This window comes from Promicromonospora sp. NFX87 (genome assembly GCF_048564965.1).
GTDB lineage: Bacteria > Actinomycetota > Actinomycetes > Actinomycetales > Cellulomonadaceae > Promicromonospora.
In genome coordinates this window covers 5,647,732-5,666,131 of record NZ_CP183413.1, presented here as the reverse complement: position 1 = coordinate 5,666,131, position 18,400 = coordinate 5,647,732, and the positions used below count along the sequence as shown (strand labels likewise).

Below are 18,400 nucleotides of genomic sequence, written 5' to 3'. Positions count from 1 at the left end.
CCGAATTCCAGTCCTCGGGCTGTCAAGAATCGCCGATCTTCACGTACTGTGAAGGAGTGGGTTCCTGTTGGTCTGTCCCGGACGTCTCCGGGTGACGGCCATCACACGAATGGACGGAGGCGACGTGCCGGGCTCGAACGAGACGTCAGCGCGCGGTGAGACCGACCTGATCACCCTGGGGCGCCGCATCCGGCACCTGCGCACCGCGCACGGGCTCACCCTCGACGCACTCGGCGAGAAGGTCGGCTCGGCGCCCAGCCTGCTGTCGCTCGTGGAGAACGGGCGGCGTGAACCACGCCTCGGGCTCCTGCGGTCGATCGCGGAAGCCTTCGGCGTGCCGATGAGCGAGCTGCTCAGCGCGGAGCCGCCGTCGCGCCGCGCGGCCCTGGAGATCGCGCTCGACCGGGCCCAGCGCGGACCGCTGTTCACCACCCTCGGTGTGCCCGCCGTCAAGCCCAGCCAGAAGCTACCGATGCCCGTGCTGGAGCAGCTGGTGGGCCTGCACGAGGAGCTGGCGCGGCGCGAGCAGCTCGCCATCGCGACGCCGGAGGAGGCGCGCCGCGCCAACACCGACCTGCGTCTGGAGCGGGAGGCGCGCGACAACCACTACCCGCAGTTCGAGGCGGTCGCGGAACAGCTGGTCAAGGCCGCCGGGTACACGGGCGGCGCGCTGACGCACCGCACGGTCGCGCGGATGGCGGAGCAGATGGGCTTCACCCTGCTGCACGTGGACGACCTGCCGCGGTCCGCCCGCTCGGTGACCGACCTGCGGAACGGACGCATCTACCTGCCCCCGGCGTCGACCCCCGGAGGGCACGGGCTGCGGTCCCTCGCGCTGCAGGCGCTCGCCCACCGCGTGCTGGAGCACGACCGGCCGCGCTCCTACGGCGAGTTCCTGCGCCAGCGGGTCGAGATCACGTACTTCGCGGCCGCGTGTCTCGCGCCGCAGTTCGTGGCTGTCCCGTTCCTGGAGGCGCGCAAGCGGGACCGGGACCTGGCGGTGGAGGACTTCCGGGACGCGTTCGGCATCACGCACGAGGCCGCCGCGATGCGGCTCACCAACCTCGCGACGCACCACCTCGGCATCCCGCTGCACTTTCTGCGGGTCGGCGCCGACGGCGCGCTGTTCCGGGGCTACGCGAACGACGGCCTCCCCTTCCCGCAGGACGTCACTGGAGCCATCGAGGGGCAGCTCATCTGCCGGCGGTGGGCGGCGCGCGAGGCGTTCGAGCGGCGCGACCGGGCCACGGAGTTCTACCAGTACACCGACACACCGGCCGGCACCTTCTGGTGCTCCACCCAGACCGGCTCGATGTCGCCGTCCGGCGGGCCGGACGGCGGGTCCGGCGCCTTCTCGATCACGGTCGGCGTGCCGTACGCGCACGCCAAGTGGTTCCGCGGGCGGGCCACCCAGGTGCGGCGGGTCTCCACGTGCCCGGACCCGGCGTGCTGCCAGCGTCCGGCCCCCGAGCTCACCGAACGCTGGTCGGGCGAGGCCTGGCCGTCCGGGCGCATGCACCAGCAGATCCTCGCCGCACTGCCTCGCGGCGCGTTCCCCGGTGTGGACGACGCAGAGGTCTACGCGTTCCTGGACAAGCACGCGCCCGCGTGAACCACGCTCGCGCCGGAGCTGTCAGACGTGGCCGGACGTGTCAGACGCACACGTCACCCGAGAGACCTGTGCGTCTGACACGTACGCGTTGGTCTGACAAGTCCGGAGTTTTCGCCGCGTCGTCTGCGCGGCTCCGGGTTAGCGTAGGCAACCGTGGCATCGAACCTGGCTTGCATCGGACTGGACGTCTGGCGACGTAGCGACTTTCGCGACCTGGTGGCATCCGCTCGTGCCGAGGCGGAGACCATCGCCAAGGACGGTGAGGTCGGCGTGCACATCTGGACCGACGCGTCCGGTGCCCGCCTGATCATCACCACCGAGGGCGACCTGGTCCGGGTGGTCACGCCGACGTTCTACGCGGCGCCCGGCGCCATCATCTCCGAGCCCCAGGCCGTCGACGGCGGGCTCGTGCTCGCCGAGCTCGTGAACAGGGACGATGAGGTCATCACCGAGATCGCCTGCCAGCTCGAGGAGCTCGCCCTGCTCGGCTCGGCGTCGTCGCCGGTCGAGGGTCCCGTGTCGATCGTCGTGCTGGGCAACTCCGTCCAGGTGCTCGGCCGGGCCGACGACGGCGTGCCCGACCTGAGCTTCGAGCCGACCGGGGCGTACGCGCTGTCGACCGACGCCACCGCCCACCTGACCGGCGTCGTGCTCGCGATCGAGCAGCGCTCCGTCGGCCGCACCGGCCAGGGGTTCACCGCCGCACGGGTGCAGACGGCGGGCTTCCAGGTGACGCTCTGCGTCCCGGCGGGCAAGCCGGAGCTCGGAGCGGGCGACGTCGTCGAGGCGGACGGTTACGTGGTCGCCTCGGTGCCGGCCTTGCGCGGCTGAGTGCACCGTCGGCGGCCGGGCCGTCGTCGGCGGATCGTTGGGGGAACTACTGATGACACCGCACGTGTGCACCTGGTGTGATTCACCCGACCGATGCCCGTGCTGATCGGTCCTCGAGCCATGCAGTCCCGAGGAAGGGTCCCCGCCTGATGAGAACCTCCCGAACGCTGCTCGCCGTCGCCGCAGCACTTGCGGCCGTCGCGGCCGCCTCCGCCGGCGCGGTCCCCACGCAGGCCGCCTCGGCCGCCGCTCCGCCCGCCGGGGTCTACTACGTGCAGAGCGCCGTCACCGGGCTCAACGCCTCTGCGGCCGCGGGTGCCGTCGAGCAGCACCAGCCCAAGGGCAACGAGGACCACCAGCAGTGGACCCTCCGCGAGGCCGGATCCGCCTACGTCCTGGAGGACGTCGCTGCGGCGGGTGCCTGCCTGGGCCGGTCCGGTGGCGCGGCCCGGACCGTGGGCTGCGCAGCGTCGGACGCCGTCTGGGAGGTCGTCGGCATCGGCGGCGACCGCTACCGGCTCAAGGCACCCGGCGCCGAGAGCTACCTCACCGTCGGTGCCAGGCCGAGCGGCCAGAACTATCCGGTGCAGCTCGGGGTCGGCGGCAGCGGGACGCTCGCGGAGTGGTACCTGACCCCGGTCGGCCCGGTGACCGACCCGATGCCACCCGCCGACCAGCGCACCCTTGACGAGATGTCGTTCCTCACGGCGCACAACGCCTACGCGAACGGGGTGGATGGTGGGTTCGCGCCGCCGTTCATCAACCTCGCGCCCAACCAGAACCGCGGTATCAACCAGCAGCTCGCCGACGGCGTGCGTGGTTTCCAGCTCGACATCCACCAGACCCCCGACGGCGCGATCCTCTGCCACAACAGCTGCACCCTGGTCAGCAGGCCGGTCGCGCTGTGGGTCGACCTCCAGCGGATGGTCGACTTCCTGGCGGCCAACCCGGACCAGTTCGTCACGGTGTTCCTCGAGGACTACGTGGACCCGGGTGTGCTGCGGAGCGAGCTCCAGCGCGTCGCGGGACTGTCGGACGTGCTCTACCGCCCCGACCTCACCGGTGTCCGGGAGAACGGGTGGCCCACGATGGCCCGCCTGGTCGCGGACAACGACCGCCTGCTGATCTTCAGTGACCACAGCCGGTCCGCCGACGAGGCCGCCGGCCTCACTCGGGAGAGCTTCGGCGTGCTCTATCAGCGTGAGTGGACCGTCGAGAACTACTGGTCGATGGGTCCGGGCGTCGGTGCCTCCGACTGGTCCTGCTACAGCCGCTGGTACGACGCCGGGACCAACATCCCGCTCACGCGGACCGGGCCGACGTTCCGGCCGCTCTACGTGATGAACCACTTCCGGGACGTGCCCGTCGAAGGGACCGCTCGCACCGACAACGAACGGCTGCTCAACCGTGCCCAGCGGTTCTGCCAGCCGGCCGCCCGCAAGAAGCCGAACTTCGTGGCGGTCGACCGGTATGACGTCGGCAACCCGGGCGGGGCGGTGGGCGCCCTGAACACCTACACGTACTGATCGTTCCGGCGGCTCGTTCCGTCTCAGTCGCGGAGCGGCCCGCCCCGGGCGTCCAGGCGGTCCAGCAGCCGGGACAGGACGTCGCCCAGACGCAGGCCGTCGTGCTCGAACTCGTTGGTGACCCACGGCTCGACGTTCCCCACGTGCGCCGCCGTCTCGAGCGAGAGCGCCGAGTCCACGAACATGTCGTCGAAGTACACGGCGGCCTCCACGGGCACCTCGTTCTCGGCGAGGCGGTGCAGGTCGTACAGGTCGCGCCAGTGCTGCCGCTCGGCGAGGGCGTGCGCGGCCGCCTCGAACGGGCGCAGGGCGCTGATCTCGGCGAACATCCAGGGGTAGATCATCTCGCCGGTCAGCAGCAGCGGCCGGGCGCTCTCGGCGAAGGCCGGGTCGGCGTCGCGCACCGACTGGGCGGCCCACGCCGTCGGGCCGGTGTGGGACTGGGCGTAGACCGACTCGTGCAGCACCGCGTACAGCGGGTTGGTCGCGAACGAGGTCTCGGCCGCGACCGTCGCGAGGAACGTGTCGGTCAGGGGGCCGCCGTGCGGGGAGTCGAACGCCTCGTCGAGGATCCAGTGCACCCGCTCGAACCCGGGCTGCATGCCGAGGTCCATGCCGAGCGTCTGGAACCGGCGGGTGGTCAGGACATCGCCGCCCGGCTCCGGCACGCTGCCGGTGGAGAGCCGGTCGGCGATGCGGCCGAGGGTCTTCACCGCATGCGGGTAGCGCGCGCGGAACTGCTCGTTCTTGGCGACCACGCGTGGCTGGGTGCGTTCGTAGACCTCGCGGGCCGACGCCGTGAGGCCCGGCAGGCCACCGGTGACGAAGCACGCGTTCAGGCCCTCGGGCGCGAACGACAGGTAGGTCATGGTGATGAACCCGCCGTAGGACTGGCCCAGCGAGGTCCAGCGGCGGCCGTCGAACAGCGTCTTCCGGACGTGCTCGGCGTCGCGCACGATGTTGTCCGCGCGGAAGTGGCTGAGGTACTCCGCCTGCTCCTCGGCGGTGCCGAGGTCGCCGAGCACGGCCGCCCGGACCGCGCTGGAGCGTCCGGTACCGCGCTGGTCCAGCAGCACCACACGGAACCGCTTCAGCGCGGTGCCCACCCAGCCGTCCGGGCCGGTCGGGCGCGGGCTCTTGCCGCCGGGGCCACCCTGCAGGAACACGAGGAGGGGCAGGTCCTCGGTGCGGCGCGTGGGATCGACGAGCTCACGGGCGAACACGGAGATCGTCGGCGAGCCGTCGGGCTGGGACCAGTCGAGCGGGACGTCGACGGAGTGGTCGGTGATGTGGACGCCGGGAAGGGTGTAGCTGATGGGCACGGGGTCACGCTATCGGTGCGGGCTGATCCTTCAACAGGGAGCCTTGATCACAGGTCGATATAATCGGCCCATGAGCAACTACGGAACGGATCTGCGCACGCGGCGTCTGCGTGCCGGTCTGACCCAGCGCGAGCTGGCGGCGAGATCCGGAACATCGCAGCCGGCGATAGCCGCGATCGAGAATGGTGTCCGCAGTCCCGCGCTGGAGACCCGTGCTCGGCTCGATGCCGCTCTGCGGGTGCGGCCGTCGATCCTGCTGGAGAACGCGCTCGAGCAGGTCCGGGAGGTGCTCGGCCGGTACCAGGTCACGAACCCACGCGTCTTTGGTTCCGTGGCGCGCGGCGAGGACACCGAGGAGTCGGACGTCGACCTGCTGGTCACGACCCCGGCGGACTTCGACATCTTCGACAAGGCGATGCTCGCCGAGGCGCTGGAGGACACGCTCGGTGTGCACGTCGATGTGGTTCCGGACGACGCGCGCGGACCCGCCGTCGCCCGCGCGGTCGCAGAGGCGGTCCCGCTGTGACCGGTACCGACGCAGCGCCCGTCGGCGGCGAGGGCGCGGCCGACCGCGAGAAGGTGGCTCGGTATCTCGCAGACCTGTCCCGGTTCGGTGAGCAAGCACGTCAGCTGGTCTCCGAAGGGCGGGAGGCCTATCTTGCCCGGACGTTCGACGGCGAGCGGAGCAGGGGTTTCGGCGAGCACATAGTGCTGAACATCGCGTCGGTGGCAGAGCGGCTCCCGGAATGGTTCCGGGGGCTGCATCCCGACGTCGGTTGGCAGGCGCTCAAGGGCATGCGGAACCTGATCGCCCACGTGTACGACGGTGTGGACGACGAGCTCGTGTGGCGAGCGCTGGAGAACCGCGTGCCCCGGATGGTCGCTGAGCTGGTTGATCCCGAGCAAAACTCGTTGCATTAGTGGAGTGCGTACTCTAATAATGGGTCCATGACGACCACAGAGGTGCGCCAGCACCCCGCGCTACCCGTCCTGCTCGGCCTGGGCGTGCTCGTGATCGGCCTCGTGCTCGGCTGGTTCGCCTCCGCCCTGGCCGCCGGCCTCGCCGGCCTGATCGAGGCGACGCCGCTGCCGGTGCCCAGGCTGATCGAGCTCGTCGAGTCGATGCCGCTGGCCTGGACCCTCGGCATCCTGGGCGGGCTCGGCCTGCTCGGCGGCGCGTTCATCGCTTTCATGACAGTGGGCGAGGCGCCCTCCCTGAGCGTCGCGGACGACCACCTGGAACACCGGCAGGAGGAGCGCGAGGTGTGGATCGAGCGGTCCGACGTCGGCGCCGCGTTCCGCGACACGAGGTACCTCGTGCTCCTGCGGCCCGACGGCGGCCTCCGCGCCCGGCTCGACGCCGACACCCTGTCCTGGCCCAAGGTCCGGGCCGCCCTGGAGCAGCACCGCTGGCCGTGGCGCGACGCGGACCCGTACGAGGCAGGGTTCGAGCGCTGGCTCGACGGCCGCCCCGGGTTCACCGCCGCGGAGAGCGAGGCGCTCCGCCGTCGGCTCGAGGACCGCAAGGACTCCGCGGGCCTCCGCAAGGCGGACGACGACCTGGCCGCGCTCGGGCTCGTGGCACGTGTCCGTGACGACCGGATCCAGGTGCGCCGGGTCGCATCGGCGGACGAGGGTGCGCGTGGCACGGACCGTTGACCCGGCCCGCCACGAGGCGCGGAGGCTGGTCATCATCGACGCCGCCCTGACGGTCTTCGCCGAGCGCGGGTACGACGGCGCCACGACCGCCGAGATCTGCCGGCGGGCGGGCATCGGGTCGGGCACGTTCTTCCACTACTTCCCGACCAAGCTGGAGCTGCTGCTCGCGATCCTCACGCTCGGCACGGAGGAGGTGCGCGAGCAGGCTGAGCTCTACGCGGGCCGCACCGACCCGCTCGGGGTGCTGCTCGACATCGTCGAACGCGGCGCGGACGACGCCGCGGACCCGCGGATGCCGGGCTTCGTCCGCGCGGTGGGCGGCGTCATGCAGCAGCCGGACGTCGCCGCCAAGCTCGAGGAGGACGCCCGGACGCAACGCGACCTGCTCCTGCCCTGGGTGGTGAAGGCCCAGCAGACGGGCCAGATCCGGACCGACCTCACCCCGGCCCGCATCACCTCATGGCTCTACCTGCTCACCGACGGCTTCCTGGGCCGCATCGCCGACGAGGAGCACTTCACCGCGCAGGCGGAGAAGCCAACCCTCGTCGACACGGCCCGCCGCTTCCTGTCCCCCTGAGCCCGGCGAAGTAGAGCGGGTGTCCGGACACACGCTCTACCCCGCAACCAGATGCTCGGCGAAGTAGAGCGTGTGTCCTGGACGTACGCTCTACTTCGCCGAGTCCGTAGGTCAGTGGACGTCGGAGTCCACCCAGTCGAACGTCTTCGTCACGGCCTTCTTCCAGCTCCGGTACTGACGCTCGCGCTCTTCCTCCTCCATCGAAGGCTCCCACCGCCGGTCCTCGGCCCAGTTGGCGATCACGTCCGCCTCACCGTTCCAGAACCCGACAGCGATGCCCGCCGCGTACGCCGCGCCGAGCGCCGTCGTCTCTGCGACGACGGGCCGGATGACGGGTACCCCGAGCTGGTCCGCCTGGAACTGCATGAGCAGCTCGTTGGCGACCATGCCGCCGTCGACCTTGAGCTCGGTGAGGTCCACGCCGGAGTCGGCGTTCATGGCGTCCATCACCTCGCGGGTCTGGAACGCCGTCGCCTCCAGCGCGGCCCGCGCGATGTGGTTCCGGTTGACGTACCGGGTCAGGCCGACGAGCGCACCGCGGGCGTCGGGCCGCCAGTACGGCGCGAACAGGCCGGAGAACGCGGGCACGAAGTAGGCGCCGCCGTTGTCCTCGACCTTGCGGGCGTACCACTCGACGTCGGGGGCGTCGTGGAACAGGCCCAGGTTGTCGCGAAGCCACTGGATCAGCGATCCCGTGACGGCGATGGATCCTTCGAGGGCGTAGATCGGAGCCGCGTCGCCGATCTTGTAGCAGACGGTGGTGAGCAGGCCGTTCTCGGACGGGACCTTCTCGGTACCGGTGTTGAGCAGCATGAAGTTGCCGGTGCCGTATGTGTTCTTGGCGGTACCGACGTCGAAGCAGGCCTGCCCGAAGGTGGCCGCCTGCTGGTCGCCGAGGATGCCGGAGATCGGCACGCCGGGCACCATCCCCCGCGGGCGGCCCTTGCCGTACACCTCGGAGGAGGAGCGGATCTCGGGCAGCATCGAGAGCGGGATGCCCATGTCCGCGGCGATGTCCTCGCGCCAGGACAGCGTGTCGAGGTCCATGAGCATCGTGCGCGACGCGTTCGTGACGTCGGTGACGTGCACGCCGCCGTCTGGCCCGCCGGTCATGTTCCACAGGACCCACGCGTCGGTGTTGCCGAACAGGAGGTCACCGCGCTCGGCGGCCTCGCGCGCGCCCTCGACGTTGTCGAGGATCCACTTCACCTTGGGGCCGGAGAAGTAGGTGGCCAGCGGCAGGCCGACTATCGCCTTGTACTTGTCCCCGCCCTCGGACCCGGCCAGCTCGTCGACGATGGCCTGCGTGCGCGTGTCCTGCCACACGATGGCGTTGTAGACCGGCTTGCCGGTCGTCTTGTCCCAGACCACAGTGGTCTCGCGCTGGTTCGTGATGCCCACGGCGGCGAGGTCGGTGTGGTTGAGGTTCGCCTTGGTGAGCGCGAGCGCGACGACCTGGCGGGTGTTGTCCCAGATCTGGTCGGGCTTGTGCTCCACCCAGCCGGCCTTGGGGAAGATCTGGTCGTGCTCGAGCTGGCCGGTGGACACGATGGTCCCGGCGTGGTTGAACACGATCGCCCTGGTGCTCGTGGTGCCCTGGTCGATCGCGAGTACGTAGTCAGCCATCGGTGTTGACTCCCTTGTCTGTTTCAGTCTGCTTGTGTGCCGCGTCGTATCAGGCGACGGCGGCCGCGACCAGGCCGCCGAGCGCACCGCCTACCAGCGGCCCGACCACCGGCACCCACGAGTAGGCCCAGTCGCTGGAGCCCTTGCCCGGGATGGGCAGGACGAAGTGTGCGATGCGCGGGCCGAAGTCACGCGCCGGGTTGATGGCGTACCCGGTGGGGCCACCGAGGCTTGCGCCGATACCGACGACGAGGAGGGCGGCCGCGAGCGGACCCAGGTCGACGGGCGAGTTGCCGAACGACAGGATCACGAAGACCAGCATGAACGTGGCGATGACCTCGGTGACGAAGTTCCACGCGTACGAGCGGATCTCCGGGCCCGTGGAGAAGACGCCGAGCTTGACGGCCGGATCGGCGTCCAGGTCGAAGTGCTGCTTGTGCGCCAGGTACGCCAGGACGGCGCCGACGAAGGCGCCGACGAGCTGGGCGACCCAGTAGAAGATCATGTTGACGAAGTTGGCGGGGACACCCTCGGCGAACTCCTCGGCGCCGCTCGACAGGATGCCGAGCGTCACCGCGGGGTTGATGTGCGCCCCGGACTTCATCGAGACGAACACGCCGGCGAAGACCGCGAGGCCCCAGCCGAAGTTGATCATCAGCCAGCCGCCGTTGAACCCCTTGGTCTTGGGCAGGATCGCGTTGGCGACGACACCGGCACCGGCCAGGATCAGGATCATCGTGCCGAGGAACTCCGGCACCATGATGTCCGTGAATGCGTTCATCACTGACTCGCTTTCTGCCGACAGCTCTGTCGGCGTACGGGGGTGAACCCGGCGGTGCCTCTGCGGTAGCCCGTCGGCAATCTGGTAGTGGTGTTCGGGGATCCTTAGTTTCGGAGTGGCTGCATGGCAGCCACGTCTGGGGTAGCGAGGCGTGCCTGTTCGGCAGCCTCGTCGTCGGGTGCTTCCTCGGCATGGCGCTCGGCCTCGATCCGCGCCTGCCACGCGCGGACCTCACGCTCCTCGTCGGAGGCGTCCCAGCCGAGCAGTGGCGCGACGACGGACGCGACCTCCGCGGCCGCCTCCGTGCCTCGGTCCACGATCTCGTAGACGAGTCGTGTGCGGTGCGCCAGCACGTCCTCCAGGTGGAGGGCGCCCTCGTGGCTGACGGCGTAGTGGGCCTCGGCGCGGAGATAGGCCGGGGCGTGCTCGAGCGGCGCGGCGAGCGTGGGGTCGGCGTCGCACAGCTCGACGATCTCGGCGAGGTTCGCGCCGTACCGGTGCAGCAGGTGGTCGAGCAGCGGGGGAGCCCAGCCGAACCGCTTGCCCCACGTGCGCGCCTGGCGCTGCACGGCCCGCAGCCCGACGGCTCCCGTGAGCGGGATCTGGTGGGTGATCGAGGGGAGCGCGGCGGAGCGCTGCCCGATCGCGAAGTCGACGGCGTCCTTGGCCATGATCCGGTACGTCGTCAGCTTGCCGCCGGCGATCACGGTGAGACCCGGAGTCGGCGAGGCGACCGTGTGCTCGCGGCTGACCTTCGCGCTGCTCGTGCCGGCCTTGGTGCCCGGCTGGAGCAGCGGGCGCAGGCCCGCATAGGTGCCGATGATGTCTTCCCTGGTCAAGGGGTGGGCCAGCACGGCGTTGGCGTGGTCGAGCACGTAGTCGATGTCGGCGCTCGTCGCGACCGGGTGGGTCGGGTCGAGGCTCCACGGGGTGTCGGTGGTCCCGATGATCCAGTACCGGCTCCACGGGATGACGAACAGCACGGACTTCTCCGTCTGCAGGATCAGCCCGGCGTTGCCACGGATGCGCTCCCGCGGGACGACGAGGTGCACGCCCTTGCTGGCGAGCACCCGGAGCCCGCCCTCGGAACCCGCGAGGGCCTCGGTCTCCTCTGTCCACACGCCTGTCGCGTTGATGACCGACCGGGCCCGGACGGTGATCTCCTTGCCCGTCTCCAGGTCCACGACCACCGCGCCGTTCACCGCGCCGGTCGCGCCCTGCGTCAGGCTCACCACCTGGGTGCGGCTCGCGGCGTGCGCGCCGTAGCTCGCCGCGGTGCGGATCAGGGTCGCGACGAGGCGGGCGTCGTCGACCGAGGCGTCCCAGTACTGGACGGCGCCCACCGCGGCGTCGTGCGCCAGGTCCGGGAACTTGGCCTCCATCTGGTTCTTGCTCAGGTGCCGGTGGAACGGCATCGGGCGGCGGCCCGGCGTGAGCGTCGCGAGCACGTCGTACATCAGGATGCCGGCGCCCACGTAGGCGCGCTCCCAGACGCGGTGCTCCAGCGGATACAGGAACGGGACCGGTCGCACCAGGTGCGGTGCGAGGTCCCGGAGCAGGAGGTCTCGTTCGGTGAGGGCCTCGTGGACGAGCTCGAAGTCGAGCATCTGCAGGTAGCGCAGCCCGCCGTGGACCAGCTTGCTGCTGCGGCTGGAGGTGCCCTGCGCCCAGTCCTGAGCCTCGACGACGGCGGTGGACAAGCCGCGCGTGACGGCGTCCAGCGCGATTCCGGCGCCGGTGACGCCGCCCCCGATCACCAGTACGTCGAGCTCGGCCGAGGGACTCACGCTGGCTTCCAGTGCGGCCAGCGCCTGTGTTCTCGCGTCTGCGGTCAGCCGTGTGGATGCCATGCGCCAAACTCACCACGCATTCCGTCACTTGGCAACACCTTTGCCCTGTGAGGTGGGGTGTGTTGGGAGGTTCTCTTGCTCACATTCCGATTCGCCCTTCGATTCGTCTGGTCTGCCCGCCTAGGTCGTGGGCTGGTATGCCCGCCTGGTGAGGGCTCCGGGCACGGCCCGCGGCTCCCGCCGTAGTGTGTCGGCGTGACGACATCCGAGTCGCTGACCGCGCCCGTGATCCGACCCGCCCTTCCCGCCGACGTGCGCACCATCCGCGATCTCGTCGAGCCGCTCAGCCAGGAGCGCATCCTCCGGCCGTACGAGATGGTGGGGTACTACGAGGCGGTCCAGGAGTTCCTGGTGGCGACCGACCCGGCCGCCGGCGCCGCGGGCGGGGCCGCCGTCGGCTGCGGGGCGCTCCACGTGATGTGGGACGACCTCGCCGAGGTGCGCACGCTGGCCGTGCACCGCGACTGGCGGGGCCGCCGGGTGGGGCACGCGCTGCTGGAGGGGCTCATCGACCGGGCCCGCGCGCTGGGCCTCCGCCGCGTGTTCTGCCTGACGTTCGAGGTCGACTTCTTCGCCGCGCACGGGTTCCGGGAGATCGACGGCACGCCCGTCACGCCGGAGGTGTACGCCGAGCTGCTGCGCTCGTACGACGAGGGCGTGGCCGAGTTCCTCGACCTGGCCCGCGTGAAGCCCAACACCCTGGGCAACTCCCGCATGCTCCTAGAACTCTGACCCGCACCACACCCATACTGACCCGTCCCCGTTGCCGAAGTAGAGCGTGCGTCCGGACACCCGCTCTACTTCGGCAGACACGTGGTTGTGATGTAGAGCGGGTGTTCGGACATGCGCTCTACTTCGGCAGGTGGAGGCGGTTCGCCTCGTCCTGTTCCGCGAGGCCGTCCTCGATCAGGCCGGAGATCGCACGGTCGAGCTGCAGCGGGTCGTGCCACAGGCTCGCGAGAAGGGCCCGGTCCACGGGCTCGGCCGCCTGCCGGAGCTCGGCCATGACCCGGCCGCGCGCCTGCCGGTCGGTACCCGCCCAGGCCTGGGTGCGACGCCGGTCGGCGTGCGCGTCCGGGGGTGAGCCCGCGCGTCGCCACGCGCACAGCCCCGCGACCGGGCAGGCGCCGCACTTCGGCGCCTTCGCGGTGCAGACCAGCGCGCCCAGCTCCATCGACGCGGCGGCCCAGCGGGCGGCCTCCGTGTCGCCGGACGGCGCGAGCGCGGTCGCCAGGGCACGTTCGGCCGCCGTGTACGACGGCGCGGGCAGGGCGGTCCCGCCGACCGCCCGCGCGAGCACCCGGCGCACGTTCGTGTCCACCACCACCGACCGCTTCCCGTAGGCGAACGCCAGGACGGCGGCCGCCGTGTACTCGCCGACGCCGGGCAGCGCGCGCAGCTCCTCCTCGGTCCGCGGTACGACGCCGTCGTGCCGCTCGACTATCGCCTTGGCGCACTCCTGCAGCCGCAGCGCGCGGCGAGGGTAGCCGAGCCGGCCCCAGGCGCGCAGCACGTCGGCGGTCGGCGCCTCCGCCAGGTCCGCGGGCGTGGGCCACTGCTCCAGCCACGCGTGCCAGGCGGGTTCCACGCGCACGACCGGGGTCTGCTGGAGCATCACCTCGCTGACGAGCACACCCCACGGCGTCCGGTCGGGTGCGCGCCAGGGCAGCTCGCGCGCGGCGCCGTCGAACCATTGCACGACGCCGGAGCGCACCTCGGTACGCCGTGTCGCTTCCCGTGCTGTCACGGTGTCTCATCCTGCCGCACCGGTGCGCCCTGCCGAAGCCGGGAGCTGCCGGCGCGGTGCTCGCACCGGACCACACAAAGCCCGTGAACCAGGACACATGACCGACTCGACGGCGCGGCTGCCACGGAGGTGGTGCACGACGCCGTACTTTGTGGCTGCGGGGTGTCACCGCACGTCAGACCGTTCTACATGACTCAGCGAGAGGTTCAGCAGGTGGTCAGTGCGCCGGAGCGAGCCGAGCGGACCCAGGGGCATGGCGGGGAGCAGGCGCCCGTCGCCAGACGCCCGCGCCGGTTCGGGCGCGTGATCGCGGTACTGGCCGTCCTGGTGGTCGGGGGTGTCGGGGCGGCTGTCACGTGGCCCCGGTCCGAGGCGCCGATCGTCTCGGCCAAGGAGAACCCGCCGGTCCCCGTGGACCCGAACGCCGCGGCGTCACCGTGCGCACCCGAGGATCTCGACATGGGCCTCGCCGCGGACCGCGCCACCGTCACACCCGGCGTGCGAGTCGGGTTCACGGTCTCGCTGCGGAACGAGGGAGAGGTGCAGTGCCTGGTCGACGCCTCCCGGCACAACCTCGCCGTCACCGTCTACGAGGGTGAGGTGGGCGAGCCGACGGCGGAGCGCGCCTGGTCGTCGGCCGACTGCGCCAGCGAGGAGGAGCGGCTGCTCCTCCTCGGACCCGGCGACGTCGACGTCACCGACGTGAGCTGGTCGGACTCCCGGTCGGTGCCCGGCTGCGAGCCGGGCCAGCCCAAGCCGTCCGCCGGTCAGTACACGGCGCAGGTCACGCTCGCGGGTGCCGAGGGCGCGTCCAGCGACGTCGTCCAGCTGACGTACACGGTGCCGGAGCCGAGCAGGTCGCCCTCGCCGTCGGCCAGCCCGTCCGCCAGCTCCTCCGGGAAGGCCTCGGCCGACCCGAGTGCGTCACCCGATCCGAGTGCGTCGCCCGACCCGAGCGGTGACGCCGACAAGAAGCCCTGACGCCGCCACCGTCGGTCGAGCTTGTTGAGACCGGTCTCGACAAGCTCGACCGACGGGAGCGGTCAGACGTACCGCTCGAGGATGCTGGACTCAGCGAGCCGGGACAGGCCCTCGCGGATGGTCCGGGCGCGCTGCTCGCCGACACCGTCGACCGACATGAGGTCGTCCACGCTCGCGGCGAGGAGCTTCTGCAGGCTGCTGAAGTGGCCGACCAGCAGCTCGATGGTGGTGTTCGGCAGGCGCGGCACCTTGGACAGGAGCCGGTAGCCGTGCGGCGCGACCGCCGCGTCGAGCGCGTCCCCGCCGCCGGGCAGGTCCAGGATCCGGCCGATCTGACCCATGTCGAGCAGCTGCTGCGACGTGAGCGCGGAGAGCTCGGCCTGCACGTCGGCGAGCGTGCGGTCCTTGCGGCCCAGCACGTAGTCGCGGATCACGAACTCGCGGTCCGAGCCGACGTCGCCGATCAGCTCGTCGAGCTGTAGCGCCAGGAGGCGGCCGTCCACCCCGAGCTCGATGACGTAGCCCGCGATCTCGTCGGAGATCCGGCCGACCATCTCGAGGCGCTGCACCACCGAGCAGACGTCGCGCACGGTGACCAGGTCCTCGATCTCCAGCGCGGACAGCGTGCCCGACACCTCGTCGAGGCGGGCGCGGTACCGCTCGAGCGTCGCGAGGGCCTGGTTGGCGCGGCCGAGGATCGTGTCCGAGTCCTCCAGCACGTGCCGCTGCCCGCCGACGTAGAGCGCGACGATCCGCATGGACTGGCTCACGGAGATGATGGGGAAGCCGGTCTGCTTGGCGACCCGTTCGGCGGTGCGGTGCCGCGTGCCGGACTCCGTGGTCTCGATGGTCGGGTCGGGCAGCAGCTGCACCGCGGCCTTCCGGATGCGGGTGGCAGCCCGGTCGAGCACCACCGCGCCGTCCATCTTGGACAGCTCGCGCAGGCGCGTGGCGGAGAAGTCGACGTCGAGCGCGAAGCCGCCCGAGCAGATCTGTTCGACCGTCGGATCGAGGCCCAGAACGATGAGCGCGCCGGTCCGGCCGCGCAGGATGCGCTCGAGCCCGTCGCGGAGTTCGGTCCCGGGCGCGACAGCGGCCAAGGTCTCCCGGAGCAGCTCGTCAGGGTGCGAGGAGGTCATGGCCACGAAGAAATCCTACGCTGTGCGCTGGGTCACAAGCAGTTCGTTTCACGAAGCGGTCAATCATCGTCCACGGCACGGAGTGATCTGCCGCCCGCCGGCTTGCCCCCCGATCCGCCCGCCGGCTTGCCCCCCGATCCGCCCGCCGGCTTGCCCGCCGACCGGGCCCACTCCACGACATCGCGGATGTGCGAGGCCTCGACCAGCTGGAGTCCTTCGGGCGCCTTGACCCCGGTCCCGTGCGGCACGACGGCGTGCGCGAAGCCCAGGCGCGCGGCCTCGCCCAGCCGGCGGTCCAGGCCGGTGACCGGGCGCAGGTCGCCCGCCAGACCGACCTCGCCGATGGCCACCGTGGCACCCGGCAGCGGCTGGCCGTCGCGTGCGGACACGAGCGCCAGCGCGGCCGCGAGGTCCGAGGCGGGCTCGGTGATCCGGGCACCGCCCACCGTGGAGGCGTAGACGTCCTGGTCGGCCAGGCGGAGGCCGCCGTGACGCTGGAGCACGGCGAGGATCATGGCGAGCCTGCTGGAGTCGACGCCGCTCGTCGCGCGGCGCGGGTTGCTCAGCGGGCTGGGCGCCACGAGCCCCTGTACCTCGACGGCGAGCGGGCGGCGCCCCTCCAGCGTGACCGTGATGCACGACCCGGCGACCCCTGATCCCGCATGCGACAGGAAGAGGCCGGACGGGTCGGGCAGGCCGACGATCCCGTTCTCCGAGAGGTCGAAGCAGCCGACCTCGTCGGTCGGGCCGTACCGGTTCTTCACCGCGCGGATCATGCGCAGGCGCGAGTGCCGGTCGCCCTCGAACTGGCACACCACGTCGACCAGGTGCTCGAGCGTGCGCGGGCCGGCGACGGAGCCGTCCTTGGTCACGTGGCCGACGAGGATCGTGGGCATCTGCCGTTCCTTTGCCACGGCGATGAGCGCGGCGGCGACCTCCCGCACCTGCGACACGCCGCCCGGTGCGCCGTCCACCTGCCCGGACGCGATGGTCTGCACCGAGTCGACGATGAGCATGTCCGGCTGGTTCACCTCGAGATGGCCGAGCACGGTCCCGAGGTCGGTCTCCGCGGCGAGCAGCAGCGTGGGCGACAGCGCGCCGATGCGCTCGGCCCGCAGCCGGACCTGGCCGGCGGACTCCTCACCCGTCACGTACAGCACGGTGCGGGGCGACTCGAACCCGTTGGGTCCGAGCGCGCCGTCGGCCACGTTGCTCGCTACGTCGAGCAGCAGGGTCGACTTGCCCACACCCGGTTCACCCGCGAGCAGGATCACCGCACCCGGGACCAGCCCGCCGCCGAGCACCCGGTCGAACTCCCCGATGCCGGTCGGGTTGGCGCGTGCCGACTCCACGTCGATCTCCGCGATGGGCCGGGCGGGCTCGCGGGCGGGCGACACGGCGGCCGTGCGCGGCCCGGACGACGTCGGCCCGTCCTCGCTCACGGTGCCCCATGCCTGGCACTCCCCGCAGCGGCCGACCCACTTGACGGTGGTCCAGCCGCACTCGGCACAGCGGTACGCGGGCCGCGCCCGCTTGGAGGTCGATGAGGTCACGTGCGCCACCGTACGTGCCGCCACTGACAGTCGTGCCGGGAGGGACACCGAGGGCGATTCCGCGGAGCCACCGACGGCGGCGATACTGACGGTGATGACGTCCGGCTTCAGGTATTTTTCGACCATGCCGACCTCCGAAGGGCGCTTGGCGCGCCACGACGGATCGCGCACCGGCCCCCACGACTCCGCGCCCCGGCCCGGCCCGGGCCGTCCGACGGCCCGACCGACGGCCCGACCGGCCGGCCTGACGGTGACCCTCGCGGCCGCGCTGGGCATCTGGCTCGTCTGGTGGGCGATGGTCACCACGTGGCCCGGACAGCGTGTCGAGGACCGCGTCTTCGTCACGGCCGACCGGTTCCAGGACGTCGTCAACCACCTGGTGGAGCCGGTGCTCCTCCTCGGCTCGCCGCCCTGGCTCGTGACCGGGTTCCTGGTGGCGTGCGGGATCGGCCTGCTGCGCCGGAGGCTGGCGGCCGCGAGCCTGGCCGCCGTCGTGATCCTCGGGTCGAACCTGATCACGCAGGTGATCAAGGACGGGGTGTTCTACCGCACTGGCCTCGTCGGCGAGTGGAACCGGGACATCAACACCCTGCCGAGCGGCCACGTCACGGTGGTGGCAGCGGCCTGGGCGGCGCTCCTGCTGGTCGTCCCGCGCGGCTGGCGGCCGGCGACCGCGCTCGCCGGCGCCGCCGTGACCTGCGCCATGAGCCTGGCGACGATCGCCGACCGCTGGCACCGCCCGTCCGACGTCGTCGCGGCGGTGCTCGTGGTGGTGGCCTGGACCTCGCTGGTGCATGCCCTCGCACCGGCCGGGTGGGCGGGCCCGGACGACCTCGGCCCGGCCGGGGGCGGCGACGGCGCGGCGCTGCTGGTGATCACGCTCCTCGGGACCGTCGCCGTGCCGACCGCGGTGCTCTCCGTCCTGGCGGCCGCGGCGGCCGAGGGCCACGTCCGGGGGACAGCTCTGTGGGACGACGGCCTGACCGCCTACCTCGGGGGACTCCTTGCGGGGTGCGCGATCTCCGCGTTCGGGTTCGCCGTGCTGCTCTGGGTCTGCCGGACGGCGGCAGGGAGCCGTCGGGCCTGACCGGACGGTCGTCCAACAACCGGGCGTGCCTCCGCCCGAATGTCAGTGCCCCGACATAAGGTTTCGGCTGAGCCACCGTGACGCACCCGGTGGACAGAGCACGGGGGAG

At 71.5% G+C, this 18,400-nt stretch carries 17 protein-coding genes; 10 read left to right on the top strand and 7 right to left on the bottom strand.

The window, feature by feature from the left end:
- Nucleotides 1-109 precede the first annotated feature (109 nt).
- The 3 genes from ACNYC2_RS25415 (at nt 110) to ACNYC2_RS25405 (ending at nt 3,969) form a co-directional block, all read left to right on the top strand.
- The gene (locus tag ACNYC2_RS25415; RefSeq protein ID WP_419704414.1) at nt 110-1,612 is read left to right on the top strand and encodes a helix-turn-helix domain-containing protein; all 1,503 of its coding nucleotides are present in this window, start codon (nt 110-112) and stop codon (nt 1,610-1,612) included.
- A gap of 216 nt (nt 1,613-1,828) precedes the next feature.
- Nucleotides 1,829-2,443, top strand: coding sequence for a hypothetical protein (locus ACNYC2_RS25410; protein WP_419704413.1), 615 nt, complete (start codon nt 1,829-1,831; stop codon nt 2,441-2,443).
- Nucleotides 2,444-2,592: 149 nt separating this feature from the next.
- Nucleotides 2,593-3,969, top strand: a complete 1,377-nt coding sequence (locus ACNYC2_RS25405) for a hypothetical protein (protein ID WP_419704412.1) — start codon at nt 2,593-2,595, stop codon at nt 3,967-3,969.
- Nucleotides 3,970-3,992: 23 nt separating this feature from the next.
- On the opposite strand, the gene ACNYC2_RS25400 is transcribed toward ACNYC2_RS25405, so the two are convergent.
- Nucleotides 3,993-5,291, bottom strand: coding sequence for an alpha/beta fold hydrolase (locus ACNYC2_RS25400; protein WP_419704411.1), 1,299 nt, complete (start codon nt 5,289-5,291; stop codon nt 3,993-3,995).
- Nucleotides 5,292-5,361: 70 nt separating this feature from the next.
- On the opposite strand from ACNYC2_RS25400, the gene ACNYC2_RS25395 reads away from it, so the two are divergent.
- The 4 genes from ACNYC2_RS25395 to ACNYC2_RS25380 are packed head-to-tail and all read left to right on the top strand — an operon-like array spanning nt 5,362 to nt 7,527.
- Nucleotides 5,362-5,817 carry a helix-turn-helix domain-containing protein gene (locus ACNYC2_RS25395; RefSeq protein ID WP_419704410.1) on the top strand — a complete coding sequence of 152 codons (456 nt, stop codon included), beginning with the start codon at nt 5,362-5,364 and terminating at the stop codon, nt 5,815-5,817.
- On the top strand, nt 5,814-6,212 hold the full coding sequence (locus ACNYC2_RS25390; protein WP_419704409.1) for a DUF86 domain-containing protein: 399 nt from the start codon (nt 5,814-5,816) through the stop codon (nt 6,210-6,212). The genes ACNYC2_RS25395 and ACNYC2_RS25390 overlap by 4 nt, the downstream gene beginning before the upstream one ends.
- A 27-nt stretch (nt 6,213-6,239) precedes the next feature.
- A complete protein-coding gene (locus ACNYC2_RS25385; RefSeq protein WP_419704408.1) occupies nt 6,240-6,950 on the top strand; it encodes a YqeB family protein in 711 nt (236 codons plus the stop codon).
- Entirely contained in the window at nt 6,934-7,527 is a 594-nt protein-coding gene (locus tag ACNYC2_RS25380; protein WP_419704407.1) for a TetR/AcrR family transcriptional regulator, read from the top strand. Before ACNYC2_RS25385 ends, ACNYC2_RS25380 begins: the two co-directional genes overlap by 17 nt.
- A 111-nt stretch (nt 7,528-7,638) precedes the next feature.
- Here the strand turns inward: ACNYC2_RS25380 and glpK are convergent, their stop codons facing one another.
- The 3 genes from glpK to ACNYC2_RS25365 form a co-directional block, all read right to left on the bottom strand.
- The gene (gene glpK, locus ACNYC2_RS25375) at nt 7,639-9,153 is read right to left on the bottom strand and encodes a glycerol kinase GlpK (protein ID WP_419704406.1); all 1,515 of its coding nucleotides are present in this window, start codon (nt 9,151-9,153) and stop codon (nt 7,639-7,641) included.
- A 49-nt stretch (nt 9,154-9,202) separates the two neighbouring features.
- Nucleotides 9,203-9,934, bottom strand: a complete 732-nt coding sequence (locus ACNYC2_RS25370) for an MIP/aquaporin family protein (protein WP_419704405.1) — start codon at nt 9,932-9,934, stop codon at nt 9,203-9,205.
- A 104-nt stretch (nt 9,935-10,038) separates the two neighbouring features.
- Nucleotides 10,039-11,784, bottom strand: coding sequence for an FAD-dependent oxidoreductase (locus ACNYC2_RS25365; protein ID WP_419704404.1), 1,746 nt, complete (start codon nt 11,782-11,784; stop codon nt 10,039-10,041).
- A gap of 195 nt (nt 11,785-11,979) precedes the next feature.
- On the opposite strand from ACNYC2_RS25365, the gene ACNYC2_RS25360 reads away from it, so the two are divergent.
- Nucleotides 11,980-12,516 (top strand): amino-acid N-acetyltransferase, encoded by a 537-nt coding sequence (locus ACNYC2_RS25360; protein WP_419704403.1) that lies wholly within the window; start codon nt 11,980-11,982, stop codon nt 12,514-12,516.
- A gap of 118 nt (nt 12,517-12,634) precedes the next feature.
- Here the strand turns inward: ACNYC2_RS25360 and ACNYC2_RS25355 are convergent, their stop codons facing one another.
- Nucleotides 12,635-13,531 carry an A/G-specific adenine glycosylase gene (locus ACNYC2_RS25355; RefSeq protein WP_419704402.1) on the bottom strand — a complete coding sequence of 299 codons (897 nt, stop codon included), beginning with the start codon at nt 13,529-13,531 and terminating at the stop codon, nt 12,635-12,637.
- A gap of 189 nt (nt 13,532-13,720) precedes the next feature.
- Here ACNYC2_RS25355 and ACNYC2_RS25350 point away from each other — a divergent pair, with 189 nt between their 5' ends.
- Complete coding sequence (locus ACNYC2_RS25350; protein WP_419704401.1) at nt 13,721-14,512, top strand: hypothetical protein; 792 nt, start codon at nt 13,721-13,723, stop codon at nt 14,510-14,512.
- A gap of 62 nt (nt 14,513-14,574) precedes the next feature.
- Here ACNYC2_RS25350 and disA read toward each other — a convergent pair whose 3' ends face one another.
- Complete coding sequence (gene disA, locus ACNYC2_RS25345; protein WP_357452367.1) at nt 14,575-15,651, bottom strand: DNA integrity scanning diadenylate cyclase DisA; 1,077 nt, start codon at nt 15,649-15,651, stop codon at nt 14,575-14,577.
- A 59-nt stretch (nt 15,652-15,710) separates the two neighbouring features.
- The gene (gene radA, locus ACNYC2_RS25340; protein WP_419704400.1) at nt 15,711-17,204 is read right to left on the bottom strand and encodes a DNA repair protein RadA; all 1,494 of its coding nucleotides are present in this window, start codon (nt 17,202-17,204) and stop codon (nt 15,711-15,713) included.
- A gap of 124 nt (nt 17,205-17,328) precedes the next feature.
- On the opposite strand from radA, the gene ACNYC2_RS25335 reads away from it, so the two are divergent.
- Nucleotides 17,329-18,291, top strand: a complete 963-nt coding sequence (locus ACNYC2_RS25335) for a phosphatase PAP2 family protein (RefSeq protein ID WP_419704399.1) — start codon at nt 17,329-17,331, stop codon at nt 18,289-18,291.
- Nucleotides 18,292-18,400: the final 109 nt, after the last annotated feature.